The following is a 24,484-nucleotide window of genomic DNA, read 5'->3' as shown; positions in this document are numbered from 1 at the left end:
ACACGGCGCGCGGTGCCAGCTGCAGACAATCCGGGCGTTCCATCTACCGCGGCAACGCGCCGCTCTCCCCATGTCAGCCCCGACGCCGCCCAAGAGACTGAAGAGGCGCGCACCCACGCTCTCCCTCGCCGCCTGGCGCCAGTTCGTCGACGTTGCCAAGCCTTACTGGAAAGGCGACCAGAAGAAGACGGCGTGGACGCTGATCGCGCTGCTTGTCGTGCTGATGCTCTGCGAAACCCAGCTCGCGGTGATGCTCAACGAAAAGACCGGCGAAATGACGTCGGCGCTCGCCGCGCAGGAAGCCGACCGTTTCTGGAGCGCCGTGCGCGCCAGCCTCATCGTGCTGGCCATCGCGGTGCCGGTCTACGCCTTCTATTACTACATGCGGGATGCGTTCTCCAACGGCTGGCGCCGCTGGCTGACCGCGCGCTTCCTCGACGGCTATCTCGGCAGTCGGCGCTACTACGAACTGAACACCGCCGGCGACATCGACAACCCCGATCAGCGCATCAGCGAAGACATCAACAGTTTCACCGGCCGGTCGATCAATTTCCTGCTGATCTTCATCGGCTCGATGATGCAGCTGGTCGCATTCAGCGCGGTGCTCTGGTCGATCTCGCACGTGCTGGTCGGGTTTCTGGCGCTCTACGCCGTCGTCGGCACGGTCGGCGCGCTGTTCATCTTCGGCGCGCCGCTGATCCGGCTCAATTTCTGGCAGCTGCGGCGCGAAGCCGACTTCCGCTTCGGACTGATCCGGTTGCGCGAGAACGCCGAATCGATCGCTTTCTACCGTGGCGAAACGCAGGAGCGTGCGGAGATCGACGTCCGCTTCGGCGCGGTCTATGCGAACTACGCGCGATTGATCAAGAAGCAGCGCTCGCTCAATCTTTTTCAACGCGCCTTCAGCCAGCTGACGCTGGTGGTGCCGAGCATCATCCTGGCGAACGACGTGCTGTCGGGGCGCCTCGAAGTCGGCCGGGCAGTGCAGGCGGCGGGTGCGTTCGTTGCCGTGCTGGGCGCGGTGTCTCTGATCGTCGACAACTTCGAGAGCCTGAGCCGTTTCGTCGCGGGCATCGACCGGCTGCATACGCTGTCGATGCGGGTGTTCAAGGGTGGCATTCCGGGCTATGAGCCGACCAGTACGCCGGCGTCGATGCCGTTGGCGACGCCAGGCGTCACCACGGCTGCGGTCGTCGTGGCCGGATCCGTGCCGAAGTCGTCGAAAGGTACGCACCAGGTGTCGGCCAATCGACGCGCACGAATGGACAGGGCTGCCGAGCGCCGGGCGAAGCGCCCGCGACCGCAGCGCCCGGCCGGACTCGCGGATGCGCCCGATCCGGTGGCCGGTCCGATGTCGGCGGAGCAACGGAGTGCCGCCGCAGCAGCGCTTGCCGCCGCATCGACGTTGCCGGCCGACGCACAGACGCAGATCCATGCCGAAATCGGCGACCGTCTGGTGCTCGACAAGGTCACGCTCTACACGCCGCAGTTCGGGCGATTGCTGGTCAAGGACCTGAGCCTGGAACTGGCGCCGGGCGACGGCCTGCTCATCACCGGGCCGAGCGGCTGCGGCAAGAGTTCGCTGTTGCGTGCGATGGCCGGACTCTGGCGCACCGGCAGCGGCGCGGTGCGTCATCCGCCGCTCGACGAGATGTTCTTCCTGCCGCAGCGGCCGTACATGCAGGTCGGATCGCTGCGCAGCCAGCTGCTCTATCCGGGCACGCCGAGCGGCGGCGAAAAAGTCGACGATGCGCGGCTGAAGGAAATCCTCGACGAGGTCCAGCTTTCGGAACTGATCGGCCGTGTCGGCAGCCTGGATTCCCAGCAGGACTGGGAAAAGCTCCTGTCGATGGGCGAGCAGCAGCGACTGGCCTTCGCTCGGGTCCTGGTGCGGATGCCCAGGCTGGTGATCCTCGACGAAGCCACCAGTGCGCTCGACAGCCGAAACGAAGCCAAGCTGTATCGACGGATGCAGGATGCGGGCGTCACCGTCATCAGCATCGCACACCGACCCGCGGTGCTGCGCTATCACACGCATGTGCTGCACCTGAGCGGCGGCGGTGTATGGGCGCTGGCCGAGGCGGCGGACTACAGGTTCGATAACGACGGCGACGAGGACAGCGAAAAGGCCAGCGAAAAGGCCAGCGACAAGGGCACCGAAGCTTTGGCTTCGCCCCTTTCGATCATTGCTGCGGCTTGACTGCAGCTATCGTGACCGTGCCTTTGCCGTCGCAATCGGAACACGGTTTGCCGCCATCGTCGTGACCGACACCGTCGCATCCGGGGCAGGGTACCTTCTCTCCGGCGGGATGCCCTTCCGGCAGCCGATCCGCATCGACGGGCGCGGCCGATGGCGCAATCGCGGCGCCCGGATCTTCCTCGCCAGCGGCGGATTCCCTGGATGTGTCGGTTGCGTGGGTCGATGGGGTGATGGAAGGGGTACGGGACATGACTGAACCTTTAGGTGAAACGGAAAACGACCGGGTGATTGCGGACACGATCGGCGAGTTGCTGTCCGCCCGGGTAGCTTCGTCCTCGATCTGCCCGTCGGAGGTTGCGCGGGCGCTGGCTTCCGGTGAAAACGCCTGGCGCGCTTTGATGCCGATAGTCAGAAGGGTGGCGGCGAAGATGGCTTCGGAGGGAAAGCTGAAGGTGACGCGTGGCGCCGACATCGTCGATGCGGAGTCCGAAGGTGGCCCGATCCGCCTGCGCCGACCGCGCTAGCCGTTGTCTGTTGCCGTGGATGTCTGGTTGCGATGCCATCTGTCGGTCTCTGCACATCTGTGTCAGGGCTTCAATGTCGACATTGCCTGGCACTCGACTTGTCATCGCGGTGTCAGATTCCGCGTAGGTCCGCGGCGCACTGCACCTACAAACACGCGCTCCGACTTTGGCTACGTTGGTATTTTCAAAGGACTTCCATGACCGACTCCAAATCGTCTACCTCACCCTCCGACGGTATCGTTCCTGATCGAATCGATACTGGTTCCAGCGCGTCCGTGAGCGAATGGGCCAAGAAACTTCAGGTGACCGAAATGCAGGTCGCGGATGCCGTCAAGGAGGTCGGAGATCTCGCGACCGATGTCGAAATGCATCTGAAGGGCTCTCGCAGCACGACCAACAGCGAGCGTGTCGAAGAGGTCGGCGAAAAGAACGCCTAGCCCAAATGCGCTTCGGCGTTTGACATTTGGCGTTTTGCGTTTGGCCATCAACCCAGAACGAGCAGCACCAGATCGAGTTGGCGCGAGCAGCCAGTCTTCTCCATCAATATCGCGATCTGCTTGCGGACGGTGTGAAGCGACACATTTGCCTGTCTTGAAATGGTCGCTGCGGTCTGGCCTTGGCTCAATGCCAGAAGAACACGACCCTCCGCCGGCGTGATCCCATATCGGGCCGATATGGCGGGCATTGCCAAATCGGGCTTTTCCCGAAAGCCGATACGCACCATCAGAAGCGGCCGGTTCCGCATGCTCCTTCTTTCATCGGCCCTGACGATATCCGCCACCACTGCCCTGTTCGGACTGCCCGTCGTTGCTGGGATCAGGACCCGGGAATGACGCCCGCCGTTATCGGATTTCGCAAATGCATCGAGCAATTGCGTGCGGATATCGGACAAGGGGTGCCATAAGCGGCCATGTCTTATATGCAGGCTGTAGGGCATGTCCAGCAACGCTTGTGCTTCAGGAGAGGACTGGACAATGCAGCCCTGCGCATCGACGAGACACATGGCTTCCCCAAAAGCAGAAAAAGCCTTTTCGGCCGACGCGAACCAATTGCGAACCGTCTCCTTTCGGCGTTGCAGGCCTGCAAGGAAGACCTGGGTAAAGGCTTCTTTCTGCGCACTCGAGACGAAGCGGGCGTCGTCGACTGCAAATTCATTTTGAATGCTCAATCCGATCTTGATCGACGGACTTTTGTCGATCACCAGCGATCGCATTTGCCGCATTCCGTGCTTGCACATGAAATCGCAGTAATAGGCGTTGGAATCGCGCGCTTTGCGAGACATGAGTGTTTCGGTGTCGAGCCATGTACCCGAACGCCTCGACGATGCAGGAGACAGCAGGATGTCCTGTGATGCGAAGTGCTCGACATATTCGCGTTCGGCAGCTTGTTCGATGTCCATCTGGCGCAATTCGAGGAGGCGATCTCCTTCCGCATGCAGGAACGTCGCGGAATCTCCTCCGAAAAGATCGCGCGTGCCTCGCAGGATTTCAGTCCAGGGAGGGTCGATTTCGGACAGCGCGAATGCCGCATCCAAAGCGCGCCTGAATACTTCCGGACTGGCGCTCATGGCCGTTCCTGCCAGCGCCAGGAACATGCGTGCGAATCACGGGAAGAAAATGCCATCAGCTCTCCTTGTGTGATCCCTGAGTCGCAATCGATCCTACGCAGCATGGCTGACTTGAGCAACAGGTCGTCGAACCGCTCGGCAACGAAGCGCTCGTCATGGCGCACTGCTGAATGCAGTGCACGAATCCAATGGCATGCACTTTCGAAAGAGTTCTGTCAACAGCAGAACGAGTATTCATGAAAGCTTTGCGCCTGAATAAGCTCTTTGTCTTTCTCCATTCGAGGAGCTTTCATGCGTCTTTCATTCCAGACAGCAAAAGCCGGTGTCGCTGCGCTGGCACTGGGTGCAGTCGCTCTCGCCGCGAGCATGCCATTCTCCGGCGACGGTGAAAGTGAGACCGGAAACGTGGAAGCCTGTTCGGAAGCGACGAAACTGGCAAATCTGCTGGGCCTCAAGAGTTCCGGAGGCTGCAATTGTTCAAACGGCATCTACGGATGGACTTGCTTCGTCGAAGCCGACGGTTGATCGTCAGGTGCCGCAAATGTTATCCAGGCGATCAGCCATTCTTTTTTGCGTTCTCTTCTCTCAATTTGCCATTTCAAAAGAAACGTGCACGCAAGATCTCCGCACCGCCAATAGTTGCATGAAGACCCGCGTCACCTGCAACGCAAGAGGGAGTTGCTCGGTAGAGACGAAATGCACCGCGAAGGACAGTCGAGCGCAGCAGTGCCCGACACCGGTCAGCCGCCGATAGCCGTCCCTGCAGCCCGGCTCGCCGTCAGATGCGCCCGGGCCCGTTCCGCCAGCGCCATCTCGCCCGGCGTCTCCGGCGTGAACGAATCCACCGGCAGCGGCTGTCCGTGCGAATCCAGCGCCACGAAGACGATCAGGCATTCGGTCGTCTTGCGCATTCCGCCGCCCTTCAGGTCGCCGCTGCGCACTTCGACCGAGATATTCATGCTCGTCTTGCCGGTGTAGGCCAGCCGGGCTTCGACTTCCACCATGTCGCCGATGCCGATCGGACTGTGGAAACGGATGCTGCCGATGAAAACCGTCACGCAATAGCGTCGCGACCAGCTCGTCGCGCAGGCATAGCCCGCTTCGTCGATCCACTTCATGACGGTGCCGCCGTGTACCTTGCCGCCGAAATTGACTGTGCTGGGTTCGGCAAGGAAGCGAAGGGTGATGGACGACATGGTGGGCTCGCGGGTAGTTTCAGGAATTATCCGGATAATTCCCTTGGCCGGGAGACAAGTCGCGGCGATCAAAAAAAACCAAGGATGCTCAGATGAGTGTGATTACGACGATCGAAGACCTGCGCGTGCTGGCCGAAAAGCGCGTGCCGCGCATGTTCTACGACTATGCCGATTCCGGTTCGTGGACCGAAGGCACCTATCGCGCCAATACCGACGACTTCAAGAAGATCAAGTTGCGTCAGCGCGTGGCCGTCAACATGGAGGGCCGCAGCACCGCCGCCGCCATGGTCGGGCAGATGGCGAAGATGCCGGTCGCCATCGCGCCGGTCGGGCTCACCGGCATGCAGCATGCCGACGGCGAAATCCACGCCGCGCGCGCCGCCGAGAAGTTCGGCATTCCGTTCACGCTCTCGACGATGAGCATCTGCTCCATCGAGGACATCGCCGCCAGCACCGCCGCGCCGTTCTGGTTCCAGCTCTACATGATGCGCGACCGCGACGCGATGGCGCGGATGATCGAACGCGCCCGCGTCGCCCGCTGCAGCGCTCTGGTGCTGACGCTCGACCTCCAAGTCATCGGCCAGCGCCACAAGGACCTGAAGAACGGCCTCACCGCGCCGCCGCGCCCGACGCTCGCCAACATGATCAACCTCGCGACCAAACCGCGCTGGTGCCTCGGCATGCTTGGCACCAAGCGCCGCACTTTCGGCAACCTGGTCGGCCATGTGAAGGGCGTGAGCGACATGAATTCGCTGTCGGCCTGGACCAACGAACAGTTCGACCCGACGCTGTCATGGGCGGACGTCGAATGGGTCAAGAAGCAATGGGGCGGCAAGCTGATCCTCAAGGGAATCATGGTTGCCGAAGACGCGCAGCTGGCGGTCGATTCGGGCGCCGATGCGATCGTGGTCAGCAACCACGGCGGTCGTCAGCTGGACGGCGCACCTTCGAGCATCGAGGCGCTGCCGCCCATCGTCGACGCGGTCGGTAGCAAGACCGAAGTCTGGATGGACGGCGGTATCCGCAGCGGCCAGGACGTGCTCAAGGCCTGGGCGATGGGTGCGCGCGGCACGATGATCGGCCGCGCGATGGCCTACGGGCTGGGTGCGATGGGCGAGGCGGGCGTGACGAAGGCGCTGCAGCTGATCCACAAGGAGCTGGATGTGACGATGGCCTTCTGCGGGCACACGGACATCCGGACGGTGGACAAGAGCATCTTGCTGCCGGGAACGTATCCGGTCTGACTGTCTGACCGTCTGACTTAGGCCGGCACAGCCTCTTCCATCACGCTGGCCAGAATCTCGTAAGACCGCAGCCGCGCCGCATGGTCGAAGACCTGCGACGTGACCATCAGCTCGTTCGCACCCGTCCGCGCCACGAACGCAGCCACGTCCTCGCGCACCTTGTCCGGCGTACCGACAGCCGAGCATGACAGCACCGAATCCAGCAGTGCCCGCTCCTGTGGACCGACCTTCTCTCGATAGCCTTCGACCGGCGGCGGCAGGCGACCGGGCCGCCCGCTGCGCAGGTTGACGAAAGCCTGTTGCCACGAACTTGCGCGGAACTGCGCTTCGGCATCGGTGTCGGCGGCGAACACGTTGAAACCCAGCATCACATACGGCTTGGCCAGTTGCGCAGAGGGCTTGAAGGTCTCGCGGTAGATCTGGATTGCCTGCATCATCTGCTGCGGTGCGAAATGCGACGCGAAGGCATATGGCAGTCCCAGATGCGCTGCGAGTTGCGCGCCGAAAGTACTGGAGCCGAGGATCCAGATCGGCACTTCGAGGCCGCGACCCGGCACAGCCATCACGGGCTGGCGTGGCGACTTGCTCATGAAGTCGATCAGCTCGATCACGTCCTGTGGAAACCGGTCGGAATCGGACTGCAGATCGCGGCGCAGCGCCTGCGCGGTGCGCTGATCGGAACCCGGTGCGCGACCGAGGCCCAGATCGATGCGACCCGGATAGAGCGATTCGAGCGTGCCGAACTGCTCGGCGATCACCAGCGGCGAATGGTTCGGCAGCATCACGCCGCCGGCACCGATCCGGATGGTCGACGTGCCAGCGCCGATATTGGCCAGCAGGACGGCGGTTGCAGCGCTGGCGATGCCGGGCATGCCGTGATGCTCGGACAGCCAGTAACGTTTGTAGCCGAGCGCCTCGCCATGCTGGGCGAGCGAAAGCGAGTTGCGGAACGAGTCTGCCGGCGTGCCGCCTTCGCAGACGGGGGACAGGTCGAGGATCGAAAGCTTGGTCATGCGGTCATCATCCGCCTGATCGGAAACGCGCGTTGCAGCGGGGTTTTCACCTTTGTGTCTTCATTCCTTCACGGACCCCGTCATTCCAGACACGTAGTACTCGACGAAGAACGAGTAGATGAAAGCCACCGGCAGCGAACCCAGCAGAGCGCCGGCCATGAGCGGGCCCCACTGGTAGACGTCGCCCTGCACCAGTTCGGTGACCACACCCACCGGCAGCGTCTTCACCTCCGAAGACGAGATGAACGTCAGCGCGTAGATGAACTCGTTCCACGACAGCGTGAAGGCGAAAATGCCGGCCGAGATCAGGCCGGGGACCGCCAGCGGCAGCACGATCTTGATCAGGATCTGCAGCCGGTTGGCGCCGTCGATCAGCGCACATTCCTCCAGCTCCGCCGGAATCGAGCGGAAGTAGCCCATCAGCAGCCAGGTGCAGAACGGGATCAGGAAGGTCGGATAGGTGAGGATCAGCGCCCAGCGCGTGTCAAACAGGCCGAGGTTGAAAACCACGTTGGCCAGCGGAATGAACAGGATCGACGGAGGCACCAGATACGCCAGGAAGATCGACAGTCCGACGTGCTTCGAGCCCGTGAAGCGCAGCCGCTCGATCGCGTAGGCCGCAAGCACCGACACCACCAGCGACACGACCGTCGACACCACCGACACCAGCACCGTGTTCCACAGCCATTGCGGGTACGCGGTCTGGAACAGCAGTTTGTGGAAGTGCGACAGCGTCGGCGTGATGACCCAGAAAGGATTGCCGTCACGCGAAAGCAGCTCGGCTTCCGGCTTCACCGACGTGATCGCCATCCAGTAGAACGGGAACAGCAGCACGATCAGGAAGACCAGCAGCGGCAGATAAACGGTCACCATCTTGCGCGGAAGCGTGTCCAGGAAGCTCATGCCGACGGTGTCGACCTGGGCGTTGGAGTTCTTGCTCATTTGTCGTTCCCGCCTTGTTGCCACGCACGGCGTTGCAGGCCGAAGAAACTGAACATCACGCAGGCCAGCAGGAACGGCACCATCGCGATGGCAATGGCCGCGCCTTCGCCGAGCGCACCCCCGGAGATCGCCCGCTGGAACGACAGCGTCGCCATGAGGTGCGTCGCGTTGAGCGGACCGCCGCGCGTGATGACGTAGATCAGCTGGAAATCGGTAAACGTGAACAGCACCGAGAACGTCATCACCACCGCGATGATCGGCGTCAGCAGCGGCATCGTGACGTGGCGGAACTGCTGCCACGGCGTCGCGCCGTCGATGGCCGACGCCTCGTAGTACGACGGCGAGATGGTCTGCAGTCCGGCCAGCAGCGTGATCGCCACGAAGGGCACGCCGCGCCACACGTTGGCGATGATCACCGCGATGCGCGCGTTCCAGGGGCTGCCGAGGAAGTCGATGTAGGTGTCGATCCAGCCCATCTTCACCAGTGCCCAGCTGATGATCGAGAACTGCGAGTCGTAGATCCACCAGAAGGCGATGGCCGACAGCGCCGTCGGCACGATGTACGGCAGCAGGATGACGGCGCGGAAGAAGGTCTTGAACCGGATGTTCTTGTTCAGCAGGATGGCCAGCCAGAGTCCGAGGAAGAACTTGAAGACGCTCGCCACCGCCGTGTAGAAAAGCGTGTTGAAGAGCGCCAGGCGCGTGACGGAGTCGCCCCAGAGGTACTCGTAGTTCTCCAGTCCTATCCACTGGCCCGGCCGGCCCACCTTGGCATCGGTGAATCCGAGCCAGGTGCCCAGGCCGAGCGGGTAGGTGAGGAACAGCAGCAGCAACACGGCTGCCGGCAGCATGAACATGAAGCCCAGCGCATTGCGGCTGTTCTGGAGCCTTGCGAACACCGTGCGTTCCCTCAGAGCTTGTAGTAACGCTCGGCGCGCTTCTGGGCGCGTTCGGCGGCTTCTTTCGGCGTCTTCGATCCGCTGGCCGCCTCGGCCACCATGTTCGGGATGATGAAGTCCGCAGCCGCGCCGGCCGATGCGTAGCCGAGCTTGCCGTCGTAGCCGCCCGGGCGCAGGTTCTTCAATGCGTCGCGGTAGGGCAGATGTTTGGGGTCGACGGTCCAGACCGCGCTGTTCTCGTAGTAACGCAACGGCTGCGCCGTATAGCCGCCGCCGCCCTGCAACCAGGGATCGAACTGCTCTTTCTCCATCATGAAGCGCAGGAACTCCTTGGCCGCCATCGGGTACTTGGTGTACTTCATGATCATCTGGTTGAAGAACAGGTGCGACTCCGTCGGCGTGCCCACCGGACCGATCGGGAACACCGAATGGTTCATGTCGGCGGCGATCTCCTTGAGCTTCGGATCGGTCGAATTCTTCGCCGTGTAGTAGATCGAGATGCCGTTATTGGTGACGCTGATCTGGCTGTCGAGAAAAGCCTTGTTGTTGTTCGGGTCGAGCCACGACAGCGTGCCCGGTATGAAGTTCGCATACAGCTCCTTGCCGTATTCCAGCGCCCTGATGGTCTCGGGACTGTCGATCACGACCTTGTTGGTCTTGTCGACCAGCTTGCCGCCGTGCGACCACACCAGCCAGTTGCACCAGGTGCTGTCGCCGGTGGCGTTGCCCAGCGCCATGCCGCCGGGCGTACCCTTGGCCTTGAGTGCCTGATAGAGCTTGAGGAAGCCGTCGGTGGTCTTGGGGAAGGTGTCGAAGCCGGCGGCCTTCACCAGGCTTTCGCGATAGACGATCAGCGAGCCCGAAGCACCCAGCGGCAGGCCGATCCACTTCTTGCCGTCCGGGCGCATGAAGGCCTCGCCGGCGGGATACCAGCCACCGTACTTCTTGCCGAGGTATTCGGCCAGGTCGGTGACGTCGAGCAGCTTGTCCGGATAGAGATTGGCATCGTCGTTGGTCGACAGGATGATGTCCGGTCCGGCACCTGTGTTCGCTGCGACCGCCGCCTTGGGCCGAACGTCTTCCCAGCCTTCGTTGTCGACGCGGACCTCGACGCCCGTCGTCTCGGTGAAACGCCTGACGTTGGCCATGTAGGCGTCGATGTCGCCCTGCACGAAGCGGCTCCAGCGCAGCACGCGCAGCTTGGCGCCTGCTTCAGGCTTGAACGTCATCGACTGCGCCTGCGCGCCGGTCGAGAACAGTGCGGTGCCTGTGCCCAGCGTGGCTGCAGCGGCCACCCCTGCGGAACCTTCGAGAAACCTGCGGCGGTTGAAGTCGTTCATTCTTGTCTCCTGGTTTGCTTTCATGCCAGCAACCGCTGGCCGGTGGCGGCATCGAAAAGATGCGCGCGCTGCAGGTCGGGCTGCAGATGGATCGTGCTGCCGGGCGCGAAGTCGTGGCGTTCGCGAAACACCGCGCAGAGCTCGGTGCCGTCGTGCCGGCAAGAGACGAAGGTGTCCATGCCGGTGGGTTCCATCACGACCACCTGCGCCGGAATGCCCTGACGGTCAGAAAGCACGAGGTGTTCGGGCCGCGTGCCGTAGACGACCGCCTGGCCGTCGAGACCGCCGGCCTGCAGCGGCGCGTCCAGCAGCGTGCCATCGCCCAGTTCGACCTGTGCACCGCCGGCCGTTCTGCGCAGCTTGCCCGGCAGGAAGTTCATCGACGGCGAGCCGATGAAGCCCGCGACGAACTGGTTGGCCGGACGGTCGTACAGGTCGAGCGGACTGCCGGTCTGCTCGATGCGGCCATCGCGCATCACCACGATCTTGTCGCCCATGGTCATCGCCTCGATCTGGTCGTGCGTGACGTAGATCGATGTCGTCTTCAGGCGCTGATGCAGTTCCTTGATTTCGCTGCGCATCGCGACCCGAAGCTTGGCGTCGAGGTTCGACAGCGGCTCGTCGAACAGGAACACCTGCGGATCGCGCACGATGGCGCGGCCCATTGCCACGCGCTGCCGCTGTCCGCCGGAGAGCTGGCGCGGATAACGGTCGAGCAGCGGAATCAGCGCGAGGATCTCGGCCGCGCGCTGCACCTTGGCGTCGGCGACCGACTTCTCGATCTTCGCCAGCGAGAGCGCGAACGCCATGTTGGCGCGCACCGTCATGTGCGGATAGAGCGCGTAGTTCTGGAACACCATCGCGATGTCCCGTTCTTTCGGCGGCAGGTCGTTGACGCGCTTCTCGCCGATGCGGATCTCGCCGCCGTTGATCTGCTCTAGCCCGGCGATCATGCGCAGCAGCGTCGACTTGCCGCAACCCGACGGACCGACCAGCACGGTGAATGAGCCGTCCTGGATGTCGATGTCGACGCCATGGAGGATGGGCACCTCTCCGAAGTTCTTCTTGACACCCTGGATCGTGACGCTCGCCATGCAGTTGAATCCTCAAAGGTTCTCGGGCCAGCGGAGTATGGGTATCGCGATACGGCGTCGCCATAAGGACAAACCGTTAGGCAGAAACCCGCTTTGCAAAACACACGGAATTTGTATGATGAGCCGACAACCGTGCTTCAAAGACTCGTTTCCGTGCTGCTTCCCGGTCCCTCTACATTTCCATCTCCGCAGCCGCTTCGCGTCGAGTCGGACCGGCTGTCGGACCGACTGGCGCTGCGTCTCGTCGCGCAGATCGAGTCCGGCGCGCTGCGACCCGGCGACCGTCTTCCCACCGAACAGCAGCTTGCCGTCGCCCATGGCGTTTCGCGCACCGTCGTGCGCGAGGCCGTGCACCAGCTCAAGTCGAAGGCGCTCGTCACCTCCCGGCAGGGTTCCGGCGTATTCGTCGCGCAGCCACCGACCCACGCGCCACTGGCGTTCGATCCGGCCGTGCTGGCGTCGGTCGAGGCGGTCGTTCACGTCGTCGAGGTGCGCCGGGTGCTCGAAGGAGAGATCGCCGCGCTGGCGGCCGAACGGGCCACGCGCCGCCAGGTCGCCGACCTGCGGCGTGCGTTGAAGGCCATCGACGCGGCTGTCTCCGCAGGCGGCAACGGCGTGGCCGAAGACCTGGCGTTCCATCGCGTCATCGGCGAGGCGACCGGCAATCCGCAGTTCCGCCTGCTGATCGGCTTCCTGGAGCAGTACCTGCGCGAAGGCATGCGCATCACGCGCGGCAACGAGGCGAGGCGCAGCGACTTCATGCAGGCCGTGCAACTGGAGCATCGCGCCATCGTCGATGCCATCGCGGCACGCGACCCTGTCGCCGCCCGGCATCACGCGACGCAGCACCTGATCCTCGGCGAAGACCGGCTGATCGCATCCGGCGTGATCGCGCCAAAGCCGAGAGGCCGATCCGGCCCCCCGTCCCGAACATCGAAAACCATGAAGGAGACCCCATGAAACTGCTCATCACCGGCGGCGGAGGCTTTCTCGGCGCCCGCCTCGCACGCACCCTGCTCAAGCGCGGCACGCTCGCAGGCGGAACCATCGAACGCCTGGTGCTCACCGACATCGCTCCGCCGCCGGCCGACCTGCTGGCGGACGCGCGCGTCGAGGCACGGACCGGCCCGCTGCTTGCGCAGACCGATGCGCTGCGCACCGAGCATTTCGACGGTGTGTTCCATCTGGCGTCGGCGGTGTCCGGCGAATGCGAGGCTGATTTCGAACTCGGGCTGCGGTCGAATCTCGACAGCACGCGCGCACTGCTGGATGCATTGCGCGCCAATGTCGAGGCCGGCGGCAAGGTCACGCGGCTGGTGTTCTCCAGTTCGGTCGCGGTGTTCGGCCCGGACCCGGCCGTGCCGTTGCCCGCGCTGGTTGCCGACGACACCCTGCCCGCACCGCAGACGTCGTACGGCACGCAGAAGCTGATCTGCGAACACCTGATCGCCGACTACACGCGCAAGGGATACATCGACGGCCGTGCCGCGCGGCTGATGACGGTCACCGTGCGTCCGGGCAAGCCGAACGGCGCAGCGTCGTCGTTCTTCAGCGGGATCATCCGCGAGCCGCTGGCGGGCGTCGAATCGGTCTGTCCGGTGTCGCCCGACGTGTCGCATCCGATGTCGTCGCCGACACGCACCGTCGACGGGCTGATCGCCGTCTACGAAGCCACGCGCGAGGCATTCTGCGGCCGGACCGCGCTGAACCTGCCGGGCCTGAACGTGCGCGTGAGCGACATGCTCGACGCGCTCGAGGAAGTCGCCGGCCCCAAGGTGCGCGCGCTGGTGCGCTTCGAGCGCGACGAGCGCGTCGCCGGCATCGTCGCCAACTGGCCGGCGGGTGCGACGGCGGAGCGCGCGGCGCGGCTCGGACTCCTGCCGCATGAGAATTTCGCAGACATCGTTCGCCAGTACATCGAGGATTGCGCCGCGCTGCCGAATGCAGACCAGACATTGAAGGGAATGAAGCAATGACCAAGACCAGCAAGATCGAAAAGGCCGTCCAGGCGGACGTTGCCCAGAAGAAGCAACCTGCGCCGCGCAGCCAGCCCAAGGCACGCCGCACCACGCCGCAGCGCCTGCGTTCGCAGTCGTGGTTCGACAACCCCGACAACGCCGACATGACCGCGCTCTACATCGAGCGCACCATGAATTTCGGACTGAGCTTCGACGAGCTGCAGTCGGGTCGTCCGATCATCGGCATCGCGCAGACGGGCTCCGACATCGCGCCTTGCAACCGGCATCACATCGTGCTGGCCGAACGGGTGCGCGAAGGTATCCGCGATGCGGGCGGCATCGCCTTCGAATTCCCGATCCACCCGATCCAGGAAACCTGCAAGCGCCCGACCGCCTCGCTCGATCGCAACCTGCAATACCTTTCGCTGGTCGAGGTGCTCTACGGCTATCCGATCGACGGCGTGGTGCTGACCACCGGCTGCGACAAGACCACGCCCGCACAGCTGATGGCTGCGGCCACGGTCGACATTCCGGCCATCGCGCTCAACTCCGGGCCGATGCTCAACGGCTGGTTCAAGGGCGAGCGCACCGGCTCCGGCACCATCGTCTGGAAGGCGCGCGAGATGATGGCTGCAGGCGAGATCGGCTATCAGGAATTCCTGAAGCTGGTCGCCTCGTCGGCACCGTCGACCGGCCACTGCAACACGATGGGCACGGCCTCCACGATGAACTCGCTGACCGAGGCGCTCGGCATGACGCTGCCCGGCAGCGCCGCGATCCCGGCGCCTTACCGCGACCGGCAGGAGATGGCCTACATGACCGGCAAGCGCATCGTGGAGATGGTGCGCGCCGACCTCAAGCCGTCCGACATCATGACCCGCGCCGCATTCGAGAACGCCATCGTCGTGAACTCGGCCATCGGCGGTTCGACCAATGCGCCGATCCACCTGAACGCGATCGCGAAGCACATCGGCGTCGAGCTGAACAACGACGATTGGGAAAAGCAGGGCTACAAGGTACCGTTGCTGGTCAATCTGCAGCCGGCGGGCGAGTATCTGGGCGAGGATTTCTACCGTGCCGGCGGCGTGCCGGCTGTGGTGGCCGAACTGATCGCCAAGGGCAAGATCCAGCCGGCCATCACGGCCAACGGCAAGACCTTGACCGAGAACTGCGAAGGCCGCTTCACCGACGACCGCAAGGTCATCTTCGCGTATGCCAAGCCGATGAAGAAGGACGCGGGCTTCCTGCACTTCAAGGGCAACCTGTTCGATTCGGCCATCATGAAAACCAGCGTGATCACGCCCGAATTCCGCGAGCGTTACCTCGCGGACCCGGCCGATCCGATGGCCTTCGAAGGCACCGCCGCAGTCTTCGACGGACCGGAGGATTACCACCACCGCATCGACGATCCGAAGCTTGGCCTGACCGAACACAGCGTGCTGTTCATGCGCGGCGTCGGCCCGGTCGGCTATCCCGGCGCGGCCGAGGTGGTGAACATGCGCGCGCCCGACTATCTGCTGAAGAAGGGCGTCACGGCGCTGGCCTGCATCGGCGACGGGCGGCAGTCGGGAACGTCGGGATCGCCGTCGATCCTGAACGCATCGCCGGAGGCTGCGACCGGCGGCAACCTGGCGCTGCTGAAGACGGGCGACCGGGTGAGGATCGACCTGAAGAAGCGTACCGCGAACATGCTGGTGTCGGCAGAGGAGATCGAGAAGCGCCGTGCCGAGCTGGATGCGGCCGGCGGCTACAAGTATCCGGCGAGCCAGACGCCGTGGCAGGAAATCCAGCGCGCCGTTATCGGGGAGCTGTCGGAGGGGATGGTGCTCAAGCCGGCGGTGAAGTACCAGAAGATCCACGCGACCTTCGGTGTGCCTCGGGACAACCACTGAGAGCGACGCCGTACCGTCGGAGGGCGTCGCCGAATGCCTCCGACGACAAGTAGCCGAACTCCACCACCCGCGCCGCTGCAATCGCATCGCCGGTGACCAGCGCGGTCGCCGGATGGCACATCATCAGCGTGCCGTCCGCGCATCCCGCGAGCCAGCGGTCCATGTGGCGGCCGTAGTCGGCGGGGGTAGTGGCATCGAAGCCGTAGACGCCGGCGAAGCCGCGGTTGTGGCGCAGGCCTCGGTCGGAGAGCTGGCCACGAAAGCGAAGGCCGCCCAGCATCGCGAGCACGCCGGCCTTGCCGAAGCTCCATGACAGACGCGCCGGCACCGTTGCGCGAACGGACGGCGCAGCACCGCCCGGGTAGCGCTTCGCCAGCACAGCCAGCAGCGCATCGCGCACGACCGGCAGCTGATGCACATGCTGATGCCCGTCGATGAAGTCCGGCGCGCGCTGCATCGCCTGCTCGAAGTCGTCGAGCTGCCGAATGATCGTCTGCGTGATCCTGGCGCCGTCCAGCCTGCGCGCATAGGCGTCGATCAGCACCGCGCCGAGCGTCGGCGCCGTGCCGCCATGGCCTTCGGTGAGGTTAATGTGCAGGCCGGTCGACAGCGTCGGCGGTGCATCGGCGAGCGTGCGTGCCGCCTCTGCCCAGCGCGGCGATGTCGTCATGCAGCTCGTCGCGCTGAGTCGCCCCCGGCGCGCCAGTTGCACGACGGCATCGTCGATGGCCGGATGCATCGCGAAGTCGTCGGCGCAGAGCTCGATGCGGATTGGACCGGTCGATCCGGCGTCAGCGACCATGCAGTTGCCCGTCGTGCTGATTGGCTGCCTGCGTCGTCGTCGCCGGCTTGGCCAGCGGACTGTGGTCCAGATCCTCGGCCAGCAGGTACAGAGGTCTCCGCTTGACCTCCGTATAGATGCGCCCGATGTATTCGCCCAGGATGCCGATCGACAGCAACTGCACGCCTGAGAACAGCATCAGCCCGGCGGCCAGCGTCGGCCAGCCCTCCAGCTTGTTGCCGTAGAGCAGCGCACCGATGACGATCCAGAGGCCATAGCAGATCGCTGCGGTAGAGATGACGAGCCCGGCGCCACTCCAGAAACGCAGCGGCAGCGAGCTGAACGAAGTGACGCCTTCCAGCGCCAGCATGACAAGCCCGCGCAGGCTGAAGCTCGACTGCCCGCCGCGCCGCGCATCGGGCGTGAAAGGAAGCGCCACCGAGCGGAAGCCGACCCAGGCGTAGAGGCCTTTCATGAAGCGGTTGCGTTCGGGCAGGCGGCGCAGCGCTTCGACGACCTTGCCGTCCATCCAGCGGAAATCGCCGGCGTGTTCGGGTATGTCGACCGAGCTGCCGACGCGCAGCAATCCGTAGAAGAGCCGGGAGCCGGCGCGCTTGCCTAGCGATTCGCCGGCCCGCTCGGCGATCACGCCGTAGATCATGTCGTAGCCGCTGCGCCAGAGCGCTTCCATCTCGGGCACCAGCGACAGCGGATGCTGGAAATCCGAGTCGATCAGCAGCACCGCGTTGCCGCGCGCGTGCGCGATGCCGGCGGTGAGCGCGGCTTCCTTGCCGAAATTGCGCGACAGCTCCAGGTAGCGGATGCCGAGTTTCGGGCTCAGCAAGCGTGCGATCTCGCGCGTGGTGTCCCGGCTGCCGTCGTTGACCACGATGATCTCGACGTCCGGCGTCAGCGCGATCAGCGTGGAATGCAGGGCTTCGAGGAACTCGGCCAGATGGTCGGCTTCGTTGTACGCAGGCACCACGCAGCTCAGGCGCAACGGGCTGCGCAGCGCGTCGCAGGCCTCCGTGCTGGCGAGCGGCGCGGGCACGTGATGTGTGCCGGCGATCGGGTCGGGGGAGTCGTCCAGCGAAAGCGAAGAGAAAGGCATGCACGATTGTTGCGCATGCGGAGCGCCGCACATAATCCGGCGCTCCCTCATCCCGCTCAAGATCGCCGCCTCCGACCATGGACATCGCCTGGAAAACCCGTCTGCAATCGCTCACACCCGCTGCGGCGTTCAGGCTCTTCCTGGTCGCGCACGTCCTGCTGTGGACCTTGCTGCCGACGATGCTGGCCTTCAACCTGCCGCTCGACACCATCGAGGCGCTGAGCTGGGGCCGCGAATGGCAGGCCGGCTATTACAAGCACCCGCCGACATCGGCCTGGCTTGCGGAGCTGCTCCGCTGGGGATCGCTCGACTGGCCGCTGTTCCTGCTGTCGCAGCTCGCCATCGCAGCCGCGCTCTGGGCCGCCTGGGAACTGGCGCGCGATGTGCTGTCGCCGTGGATGGCGCTGGTTGCGGTGATGGCGCTCGAAGGCGTCAATTACTACAACCTCACCAGCCTGGAGTTCAACGCGAACGTCGTGCAGTACCCGTGCTGGGCGGTCGCTTCGCTGGCGTTCTGGCGCGCGGTGCGCAGCGGTTCGCGCGGGCTCGGCTGGTGGGTGCTGCTGGGTGTCGCTTGCGGCTTCGGTGTGCTCGGCAAGTATTCGTTCCTGACGCTGCCCAGCTCGATGGTGGTGGCGATGGTGCTGGTGCCTTCGCTGCGCGCGCAGTGGCGCGGCATCGGTCCGTGGCTGGCGATGGGCATCGCCTTCGCGATGTTCGCGCCGCACGTGCTGTGGGCGCAGGCGCACGACTGGCCCACGCTGCGTTATGCGGCGGGCCGCGCGGTCAGCGCGACCGGCAACGGCCCGCTGGCACGCATCGGCGGCGTCGCGAGCTTCATCGGCGCGCAGCTGGCTGCGATCCTGCCGCTGGTCCTGCTGCTGTGGGCTGCGAACGGCTGGCGCAAGCGCAGTGCCGGTACGAATGCCGATGCGCCATCGACCGAAGTCGCGCCTGACGAACCCCCGCGCACTCCCGCCCAGCGCCGGCGCGACGGCTGGATGCTGTTCGCGATGGGCGTCGGTCCGCTGCTGATCTTTCTATCGGCTGGCGTCTTCGGCGTCCGTCTCCATGACATGTGGGGCTCGCCGCTCTTTCTGGTGATCGGCCCTGCGATCGCGGTTGGCTGGGCGATGCGGCTGCGCAATCCGCGCCGCTTTGCCATCGCGTTCGCGGTGTGGACGCTGGTGTTGGTGATGCTCTACGGCCTGATCGCCATCGGCGGGCCGCTGGCCAAGGGCCGGCTGTCGCGCATCCATTACCCCGGTCGCGAACTGGCCGTGGAAGTGGCGCGCGGCTGGCATCGGGTCGAAGGTGCCGATGCGCGCCTGCCGATCGTCGCCGGCCATGCCTGGCCGGCCGGCAATGTCGCGCAGTACCTGCCGCCGCAATCGGGTGGCCGGCCTTCCGTCTACATCGATGCCGACCCGGACCGCGCAGCCTGGCTCGACGATGCCGCAGTGCGTGCGCAGGGCGCGGTGTTCGTCTGGGAGGCGGAATCGGGTCAGGTGATGGAAGCGCCGGCCGCAACGCCGCCGGCCGGTTGGCTCGCGCGGTTTCCGGCAATGCAGGTGCAGCCGCCGCTGGAGATCGCGGTGCGGCGCTTCGGGCGCGACTTCAGGGTGCAGGTGGGCTGGGCGATCCTGCCGCCGCGACAGCCCTGAGCCCGGGTTCAGGACCTGATGAAAGCCAGCAGGTCTTCGTTCAGCTGGTCCGCATGCGTCAGTGCCGTCGCATGCGGCGCGCCGGCATAGACCTTGAGCGTCGCGCCGGCGATCAGCTGCGCCGACAGCTTGCCGGTGGTCTCGAACGGCACCACCTGGTCGTCGTCGCCGTGGACGATCAGCGTCGGCACGTCGATCTTCGCCATGTCGGGGCGGAAGTCGGTTTCGGAGAAAGCGGTCACGCAGTCGATGGTCGCCTTGATCGAAGCCTGAAGCGCGATGAACAGCGTCTGCTTGAAAACGCCCTGCGACACCTTCGCGCCGGGCCGGTTGGTGCCGTAGAACATGGTGCTGAAGTCGTCGAGGAACTGCGGGCGGTCGGCGGCCAGGCCGGCCCTGATGCCGGCGAACACCGACATGTCGACGCCTTGCGGATAGTCGGCGGTCTTGCCGAAGATCGGCGTCACTGCGCTGATGAGCGCGAGCTTGGCGACGCGCGCCGAGCCATGACGCGCGATGTAGCGCGTCACGTCGCCGCCGCCCATCGAGAAGCCGGCCAGCACCGCGTTCCTCAGGTCGAGGTGGTCGGCCAGCGCCTTGATGTCGTCGGCGAAGGTGTCGTAGTCGTAGCCGGTCCACGGCTGGCTCGACCGGCCGAAACCGCGCCGGTCGAAGGCGATGGCACGGTAGCCGCGCGAGGCGAAGAACAGCATCTGCGCGTCCCACATGTCGGCGCTGAGCGGCCAGCCGTGGCTGAAGAGGATGGGCTGGCCTGTGCCCCAGTCCTTGTAGTAGATCTCGGTGCCGTCTGCGGTGGTGATCGTTGGCATGGGATGTCCTCGGGTGGGTTGGAAAAAGGGTGACGGATGACGGATGACTGGATCAGTCGAGCGCCAGGAAGTGGTTCACCGCCGGCTGCCCGGGTCCGATGTGGAAGCGCAGCGCTTCGCCCTGCATGTCGGCATCGGCGTTCGACACCCGCGCGTGCTGGCGCAGGTGCTCGGCCCACGATTCGACCAGGAACCATTCGACGACGCGCTCGGGCTCGCTCGTGTGCTCGGCCACGCCCCAGGCATAGGCGCCGTCGCGCCGCCGTTCCTGCGCAACGTGCTTCATCGCCAGCAGGAAAGCGGGAAGGTCCGGCTTGCGGATGCGGTATTCGATCTGCACCATGACCGGGCCGCGGTCGTGCGCGACGGGCTCGGTCAGCATCGGTTCCGGCCAGTGGTTGGCGGCCTGCAGGTCGGCCTCGCCGGTCGGCAGCTTCACGCGGTGGAACAGCAGCGCGATGACGACCAGCCCGGCTGCGCCGATCAGCAGCGTCGCCGGTATGCCGGCCTCCTGCGCGACCAGGCCCCAGCTCAGGCTGCCGCCGGCCATCGCGCCGTTGAACACCATCAGGTAGATCGCAAGGCCGCGTCCGCGCACCCAGTTCGGCAGCACCGCCTGCGCGACGCCGTTGAGCGTGGTGAGCGCGATGATCCAGCCGACGCCGAGCACCAGCATCAGCAGCACCGCCACCCACTGCGGCGGCGCGAAAGACAGCGCCGCCATGACCAGCGCGCTCAGCACCGACGCGGTCAGCACCAGGCCGTCCGCATCCAGACGCTGGCGCAGTTTCGGCAGCAGCAGCGCACCGAGGATCGCGCCCGCACCGACCGCGCCGAGCATCACGCCGTAGAAGCCGGCGGTGCCGCCGAGCATCCCGCGCGCGACCAGCGGCAGCAGCGCCCAGACCGAGCTCGCGAACAGGAAGAATACCGCCGCGCGCAGTAGCACGACATGCAGTTCGGAGCTGGCGCGCGCATAGCGCAGCCCGGCGCGGAAAGCGCCGAAGAACTGCTCCGAGAGGCCGGTGTCGACAGCCGCAGGCCGCTTCCACCAGACCAGCGCCGCGATCACGAAGACATAGCTCGCCACGTCTGCGCCATAGGCCGCGCCCGCACCGAAGCTCGCCAGCAGCAACCCGCCCGCCGCAGGCCCGAGTGCGCGGGCGATGTTGATGCCCAGCGAATTCAGCGCGACCGCGTTCTTGAGGTCGCTGCGCGGCACCAGCTCCGGCACGATCGACTGCCAGGTCGGCCCCATCAGCGCCGCGCCGATGCCGCCGACGAAGGTCAGCGCGACCAGCGATTCGACGGTCAGCGAATCGGTGCGCGCGAGCAGCAGCAACGTGCCGCTGACGCATGCCAGCAGGATCTGCACCGCAATCAGGAAACGGCGCCGGTCGAGGATGTCCGACAGCACGCCCGCAGGAATCGCCAGCAGGAAGATCGGCAGCGTGGCGGCGGTCTGGATCAGCGCGACTGCTGCCGGGCTGGCCGACAGCTCTGTGACCATCCAGGAGCTGGCGACGTCACGCATGAAGCTGCCGATGTTGCCGAGCACGGTGGCTGCCCACAGCACGGCGAAGATCGGCTGGCGCAGCGGGGCGAAGCTGCCCGACGGAGCGGGTGGCGCGGCTTTTGTTTCAGTGCTCATCGCGTGTCCTGAGGTCATGCCATGCCACCAGCAGAAATCCGCCGACCAGTCCCCAGTGCTCGAAGAACGCATTGGCGACCATGAAGCGCTCGACGCCTGCCATCTCCCAGAACCGGTTGGCGACGAAGGTCGCCATCAGCGTGAAGCCGGCCAATCCCAGCGCGCCGAGCCAGCGAAGGAAGCCGGTGAGGATCATCAGCGCCGCACCGACCTCGAACACGATGACGGCCACCGCCATCGGCCCGGCCGGCGACAGGCCGAAGTGGTTCATCTCCGCAATGGCCGACGAGAAGTCGGTCGCCTTGTTGAAGCCGCCCTGCAGATAGGCACCGCACAGCAGGAGCAGTGCGAGCCAGTGCACGGCGCGATGGGTAAAGACACGTTGGAGTGGGGGTGCCATCAAATGCTCCAGCAGGCGCAGCCGAGCGCGCCCCAGAAGCTCTTCAGATCGGCGATCGGCAGCTTGCTGCTCCATGCCGTCGCGTGCCGGTGACCGTGCACGTTGCAGTCGTTCGCGCAGGCGCAATCGGCGGCGATGCGGCGCAGCGTCGACTGCAGCGGCCTGCCTTCCGAGCCGGCGTGTTTGTCGGCCCATCCCGCATAACCGCCGAAGGTGCGCGCGGGAGACCAGTCGGGCATGGCGAGCGGTGGCGTGCTTTCGTCAAGGCCCTGGAACGGGCCGGCGCCGTAGACCACCTTGCCGCCGACCATCGTCAGCAGCGCGGTGATATCGGCGATGTCGGACTCGGCGCAGGCGAAGAAGTCGCGGTCGGGCACCACCAGGTCGGCCAGCAGGCCGGCTTCGATGCGGCCCTTCTTGCCGACCTCGTTGGAGAACCAGGTCACGTTCTCGGTCCACATGCGCAGCGCGGCTTCGCGGTCGAGGCAGTTGCGCTGCGGATAGAGCTGCATGCCGCCGACCGTCTTGCCGGTGACCAGCCACGACAGCGACACCCACGGGTTGTACGAGGCGACCCGCGTCGCATCCGTGCCGGCCGAGACCTTCACGCCCTTTTCCAGCATGCGCTTGACCGGCGGCGTCGCCTCTGCCGCGCCGGCGCCGTAGCGTTCGACGAAATACTCGCCCTGGTAGGCCATGCGGTGCTGCACCGCGATGCCGCCGCCGAGCGCGGCGATGCGGTCGATGGATTTTTCGGAGATGGTCTCGCAATGGTCGAAGAACCAGTTCAGGCCGGCCAGCGGCGTGTCGCGGTTCACCTTCTCGAACACGTCCAGCGCGCGTTCGATGGTCTCGTCGTAGGTCGCGTGCAGGCGCCACGGCCAGCGGTTCTCGGCCAGCACGCGCACCACGCCTTCGAGGTCGCCTTCCATCTCGGGTGCCATGTCGGGACGCGGCTGGCGGAAGTCCTCGAAGTCGGCGGCCGAATACACCAGCATCTCGCCGGCGCCGTTGTGGCGGAAGTAGTCGTCACCCTGCTTGTACTTCGAGCTGGCGGTCCAGTTCAGGAAATCCTGCTTCTCCTGCTTCGGCTTCTGCGTGAAGAGGTTGTAGGCGAGGCGGATAGTGAGCTGGCCGGCTTCGGCCAGCTTCTGGATCACCTGGTAGTCCTCCGGATAGTTCTGGAAGCCACCGCCGGCGTCGATGGCGCCGGTCACGCCCAGGCGGTTGAGCTCGCGCATGAAGTGGCGCGTGGAATTGAGCTGGTAGTCGAACGGCAGCTTCGGTCCCTTGGCCAGCGTTGCGTAGAGCACGGTCGCGTTCGGCTTGGCCAGCAGCAGGCCGGTCGGGTTGCCGGCCGCATCGCGCACGATCTCGCCGCCGGGCGGGGCGGGCGTGTCCTTCGTGTAGCCGACGGCTCGCAGTGCGGCGCCGTTGAGCAGCGCCCGGTCGTACAGGTGCAATAGGAAGACGGGCGTGTCCGGCGCTGCGGCGTTGAGTTCGGCGATGGTCGGCAGCCGCTTCTCGGCGAACTGGTGTTCGGTGAAGCCTCCGACCACGCGCACCCACTGCGGCGCCGGCGTGACCGCGACCTGCCGCTTGAGCATGTCCATCGCGTCGGCCAGGCTCTTCACGCCGTCCCAGCGCAGTTCGAGATTGAAGTTGAGACCGCCGCGAATGATGTGCAGGTGGTTGTCGATCAGGCCCGGCAGCACCGTGCGGCCCTGCAGATCGATGACGCGCGTGGCGACACCGGCCAGAGGCAGGACGTCTTCGCCGCGGCCGACATGCGTGAAGCGGCCTTCGCCGATGGCGACCGCGCTCGCGACCGGATTTGCACGATCGAGCGTGGTGAAGCGGCCGTTGTGCAGGATGAGTTCGGGAGCGGTCATGCGCGATGTTCCTTGTCGGATGTCGTGGCGGTCGCGGCTGGCTTGGCGCGCTGCGGCAGCTCGCCGAACATGTGCGGCGCGACCTGGTGCTGCAGCCACGACGTGACGACCGGCCCCTGCTGGAACAGCCGCTTCGCCAGCGACGGCAATTGCTCGCCAGCCAGGATGCCCAGCAGCCCGACCAGCGCGATGATCGGCGGCGCCGGCGAGCGCACGCCGGACAGCGCGTAGATGACGCCGACCAGCACGCCCAGCGCCAGGGAAATCAGATACGGCTTCATCGCGC

General features: G+C 65.3%; 24 protein-coding genes. 9 read left to right on the top strand and 15 right to left on the bottom strand.

The window, feature by feature from the left end:
* The first annotated feature begins 70 nt into the window (after positions 1–70).
* Positions 71–2,200 (top strand): ABC transporter ATP-binding protein/permease, encoded by a 2,130-nt coding sequence (locus ACSFA3_RS15660; protein ID WP_435506407.1) that lies wholly within the window; start codon positions 71–73, stop codon positions 2,198–2,200.
* On the opposite strand, the gene ACSFA3_RS15655 is transcribed toward ACSFA3_RS15660, so the two are convergent.
* Positions 2,184–2,450 carry a hypothetical protein gene (locus ACSFA3_RS15655; RefSeq protein WP_435506406.1) on the bottom strand — a complete coding sequence of 89 codons (267 nt, stop codon included), beginning with the start codon at positions 2,448–2,450 and terminating at the stop codon, positions 2,184–2,186. The genes ACSFA3_RS15660 and ACSFA3_RS15655 overlap by 17 nt on opposite strands.
* Here ACSFA3_RS15655 and ACSFA3_RS15650 point away from each other — a divergent pair.
* Both ACSFA3_RS15650 and ACSFA3_RS15645 read left to right on the top strand, forming a co-directional pair.
* Positions 2,449–2,724 carry a DUF3253 domain-containing protein gene (locus ACSFA3_RS15650; protein WP_435506405.1) on the top strand — a complete coding sequence of 92 codons (276 nt, stop codon included), beginning with the start codon at positions 2,449–2,451 and terminating at the stop codon, positions 2,722–2,724. The genes ACSFA3_RS15655 and ACSFA3_RS15650 overlap by 2 nt on opposite strands.
* Before the next feature lie 197 nt (positions 2,725–2,921).
* Positions 2,922–3,161, top strand: coding sequence for a DUF3606 domain-containing protein (locus ACSFA3_RS15645; protein ID WP_435506404.1), 240 nt, complete (start codon positions 2,922–2,924; stop codon positions 3,159–3,161).
* A 47-nt stretch (positions 3,162–3,208) separates the two neighbouring features.
* On the opposite strand, the gene ACSFA3_RS15640 is transcribed toward ACSFA3_RS15645, so the two are convergent.
* The gene (locus tag ACSFA3_RS15640) at positions 3,209–4,318 is read right to left on the bottom strand and encodes a helix-turn-helix transcriptional regulator (RefSeq protein WP_435506403.1); all 1,110 of its coding nucleotides are present in this window, start codon (positions 4,316–4,318) and stop codon (positions 3,209–3,211) included.
* Between the two features lie 264 nt (positions 4,319–4,582).
* Here ACSFA3_RS15640 and ACSFA3_RS15635 point away from each other — a divergent pair, with 264 nt between their 5' ends.
* Complete coding sequence (locus ACSFA3_RS15635) at positions 4,583–4,816, top strand: hypothetical protein (RefSeq protein WP_435506402.1); 234 nt, start codon at positions 4,583–4,585, stop codon at positions 4,814–4,816.
* Positions 4,817–5,031: 215 nt separating this feature from the next.
* On the opposite strand, the gene ACSFA3_RS15630 is transcribed toward ACSFA3_RS15635, so the two are convergent.
* Positions 5,032–5,487: an acyl-CoA thioesterase gene (locus tag ACSFA3_RS15630; protein ID WP_435506401.1), complete on the bottom strand. Its 456-nt coding sequence runs from the start codon at positions 5,485–5,487 to the stop codon at positions 5,032–5,034.
* Between the two features lie 92 nt (positions 5,488–5,579).
* Here ACSFA3_RS15630 and ACSFA3_RS15625 point away from each other — a divergent pair, with 92 nt between their 5' ends.
* On the top strand, positions 5,580–6,731 hold the full coding sequence (locus tag ACSFA3_RS15625) for an alpha-hydroxy acid oxidase (protein WP_435506400.1): 1,152 nt from the start codon (positions 5,580–5,582) through the stop codon (positions 6,729–6,731).
* A 17-nt stretch (positions 6,732–6,748) separates the two neighbouring features.
* On the opposite strand, the gene ACSFA3_RS15620 is transcribed toward ACSFA3_RS15625, so the two are convergent.
* From ACSFA3_RS15620 to ACSFA3_RS15600, 5 genes are read right to left on the bottom strand one after another with little or no spacing between them, the layout of a single operon-like run.
* Positions 6,749–7,744: an LLM class flavin-dependent oxidoreductase gene (locus tag ACSFA3_RS15620; protein WP_435506399.1), complete on the bottom strand. Its 996-nt coding sequence runs from the start codon at positions 7,742–7,744 to the stop codon at positions 6,749–6,751.
* A gap of 60 nt (positions 7,745–7,804) precedes the next feature.
* The gene (locus ACSFA3_RS15615; RefSeq protein ID WP_435506398.1) at positions 7,805–8,686 is read right to left on the bottom strand and encodes a carbohydrate ABC transporter permease; all 882 of its coding nucleotides are present in this window, start codon (positions 8,684–8,686) and stop codon (positions 7,805–7,807) included.
* The gene (locus ACSFA3_RS15610; protein ID WP_435506911.1) at positions 8,683–9,543 is read right to left on the bottom strand and encodes a carbohydrate ABC transporter permease; all 861 of its coding nucleotides are present in this window, start codon (positions 9,541–9,543) and stop codon (positions 8,683–8,685) included. The genes ACSFA3_RS15615 and ACSFA3_RS15610 overlap by 4 nt, the downstream gene beginning before the upstream one ends.
* 53 nt (positions 9,544–9,596) lie before the next feature.
* Positions 9,597–10,925 (bottom strand): ABC transporter substrate-binding protein, encoded by a 1,329-nt coding sequence (locus tag ACSFA3_RS15605; protein ID WP_435506397.1) that lies wholly within the window; start codon positions 10,923–10,925, stop codon positions 9,597–9,599.
* Positions 10,926–10,945: 20 nt separating this feature from the next.
* Positions 10,946–12,019, bottom strand: coding sequence for an ABC transporter ATP-binding protein (locus ACSFA3_RS15600; protein ID WP_435506396.1), 1,074 nt, complete (start codon positions 12,017–12,019; stop codon positions 10,946–10,948).
* Positions 12,020–12,172: 153 nt separating this feature from the next.
* Between ACSFA3_RS15600 and ACSFA3_RS15595 the strand changes: the two genes are divergently transcribed.
* The 3 genes from ACSFA3_RS15595 to ACSFA3_RS15585 are packed head-to-tail and all read left to right on the top strand — an operon-like array spanning position 12,173 to position 15,869.
* Positions 12,173–12,979, top strand: a complete 807-nt coding sequence (locus ACSFA3_RS15595) for a FadR/GntR family transcriptional regulator (RefSeq protein WP_435506395.1) — start codon at positions 12,173–12,175, stop codon at positions 12,977–12,979.
* Positions 12,976–13,995, top strand: a complete 1,020-nt coding sequence (gene denD / locus ACSFA3_RS15590) for a D-erythronate dehydrogenase (protein WP_435506394.1) — start codon at positions 12,976–12,978, stop codon at positions 13,993–13,995. The genes ACSFA3_RS15595 and denD overlap by 4 nt, the downstream gene beginning before the upstream one ends.
* The gene (locus tag ACSFA3_RS15585) at positions 13,992–15,869 is read left to right on the top strand and encodes an IlvD/Edd family dehydratase (RefSeq protein ID WP_435506393.1); all 1,878 of its coding nucleotides are present in this window, start codon (positions 13,992–13,994) and stop codon (positions 15,867–15,869) included. Before denD ends, ACSFA3_RS15585 begins: the two co-directional genes overlap by 4 nt.
* Here the strand turns inward: ACSFA3_RS15585 and ACSFA3_RS15580 are convergent.
* Entirely contained in the window at positions 15,805–16,671 is an 867-nt protein-coding gene (locus ACSFA3_RS15580) for a ChbG/HpnK family deacetylase (RefSeq protein ID WP_435506392.1), read from the bottom strand. The genes ACSFA3_RS15585 and ACSFA3_RS15580 overlap by 65 nt on opposite strands.
* Positions 16,661–17,761, bottom strand: coding sequence for a glycosyltransferase family 2 protein (locus ACSFA3_RS15575; RefSeq protein WP_435506391.1), 1,101 nt, complete (start codon positions 17,759–17,761; stop codon positions 16,661–16,663). The genes ACSFA3_RS15580 and ACSFA3_RS15575 overlap by 11 nt, the downstream gene beginning before the upstream one ends.
* A gap of 77 nt (positions 17,762–17,838) precedes the next feature.
* On the opposite strand from ACSFA3_RS15575, the gene ACSFA3_RS15570 reads away from it, so the two are divergent.
* A complete protein-coding gene (locus ACSFA3_RS15570; protein WP_435506390.1) occupies positions 17,839–19,425 on the top strand; it encodes a glycosyltransferase family 39 protein in 1,587 nt (528 codons plus the stop codon).
* Positions 19,426–19,433: 8 nt separating this feature from the next.
* Here the strand turns inward: ACSFA3_RS15570 and ACSFA3_RS15565 are convergent, their stop codons facing one another.
* The 5 genes from ACSFA3_RS15565 to ACSFA3_RS15545 are packed head-to-tail and all read right to left on the bottom strand — an operon-like array spanning position 19,434 to position 24,479.
* The gene (locus tag ACSFA3_RS15565) at positions 19,434–20,255 is read right to left on the bottom strand and encodes an alpha/beta fold hydrolase (protein WP_435506389.1); all 822 of its coding nucleotides are present in this window, start codon (positions 20,253–20,255) and stop codon (positions 19,434–19,436) included.
* A gap of 52 nt (positions 20,256–20,307) precedes the next feature.
* Complete coding sequence (locus ACSFA3_RS15560; RefSeq protein WP_435506388.1) at positions 20,308–21,906, bottom strand: MFS transporter; 1,599 nt, start codon at positions 21,904–21,906, stop codon at positions 20,308–20,310.
* A complete protein-coding gene (locus ACSFA3_RS15555; RefSeq protein ID WP_435506387.1) occupies positions 21,896–22,306 on the bottom strand; it encodes a DoxX family protein in 411 nt (136 codons plus the stop codon). Before ACSFA3_RS15555 ends, ACSFA3_RS15560 begins: the two co-directional genes overlap by 11 nt.
* A complete protein-coding gene (locus tag ACSFA3_RS15550) occupies positions 22,306–24,198 on the bottom strand; it encodes an amidohydrolase (protein ID WP_435506386.1) in 1,893 nt (630 codons plus the stop codon). The genes ACSFA3_RS15555 and ACSFA3_RS15550 overlap by 1 nt, the downstream gene beginning before the upstream one ends.
* Positions 24,195–24,479, bottom strand: coding sequence for a XapX domain-containing protein (locus ACSFA3_RS15545; protein ID WP_435506385.1), 285 nt, complete (start codon positions 24,477–24,479; stop codon positions 24,195–24,197). Before ACSFA3_RS15545 ends, ACSFA3_RS15550 begins: the two co-directional genes overlap by 4 nt.
* Between the last annotated feature and the right edge of the window lie 5 nt (positions 24,480–24,484).

The sequence above is a fragment of the Variovorax glucosi genome, assembly GCF_051216695.1.
Taxonomy (GTDB): Bacteria; Pseudomonadota; Gammaproteobacteria; order Burkholderiales; family Burkholderiaceae_C; genus Variovorax.
The sequence above is the reverse complement of the archived record's forward strand: the minus strand, read 5'-3'. Positions and strand labels throughout refer to the sequence as shown.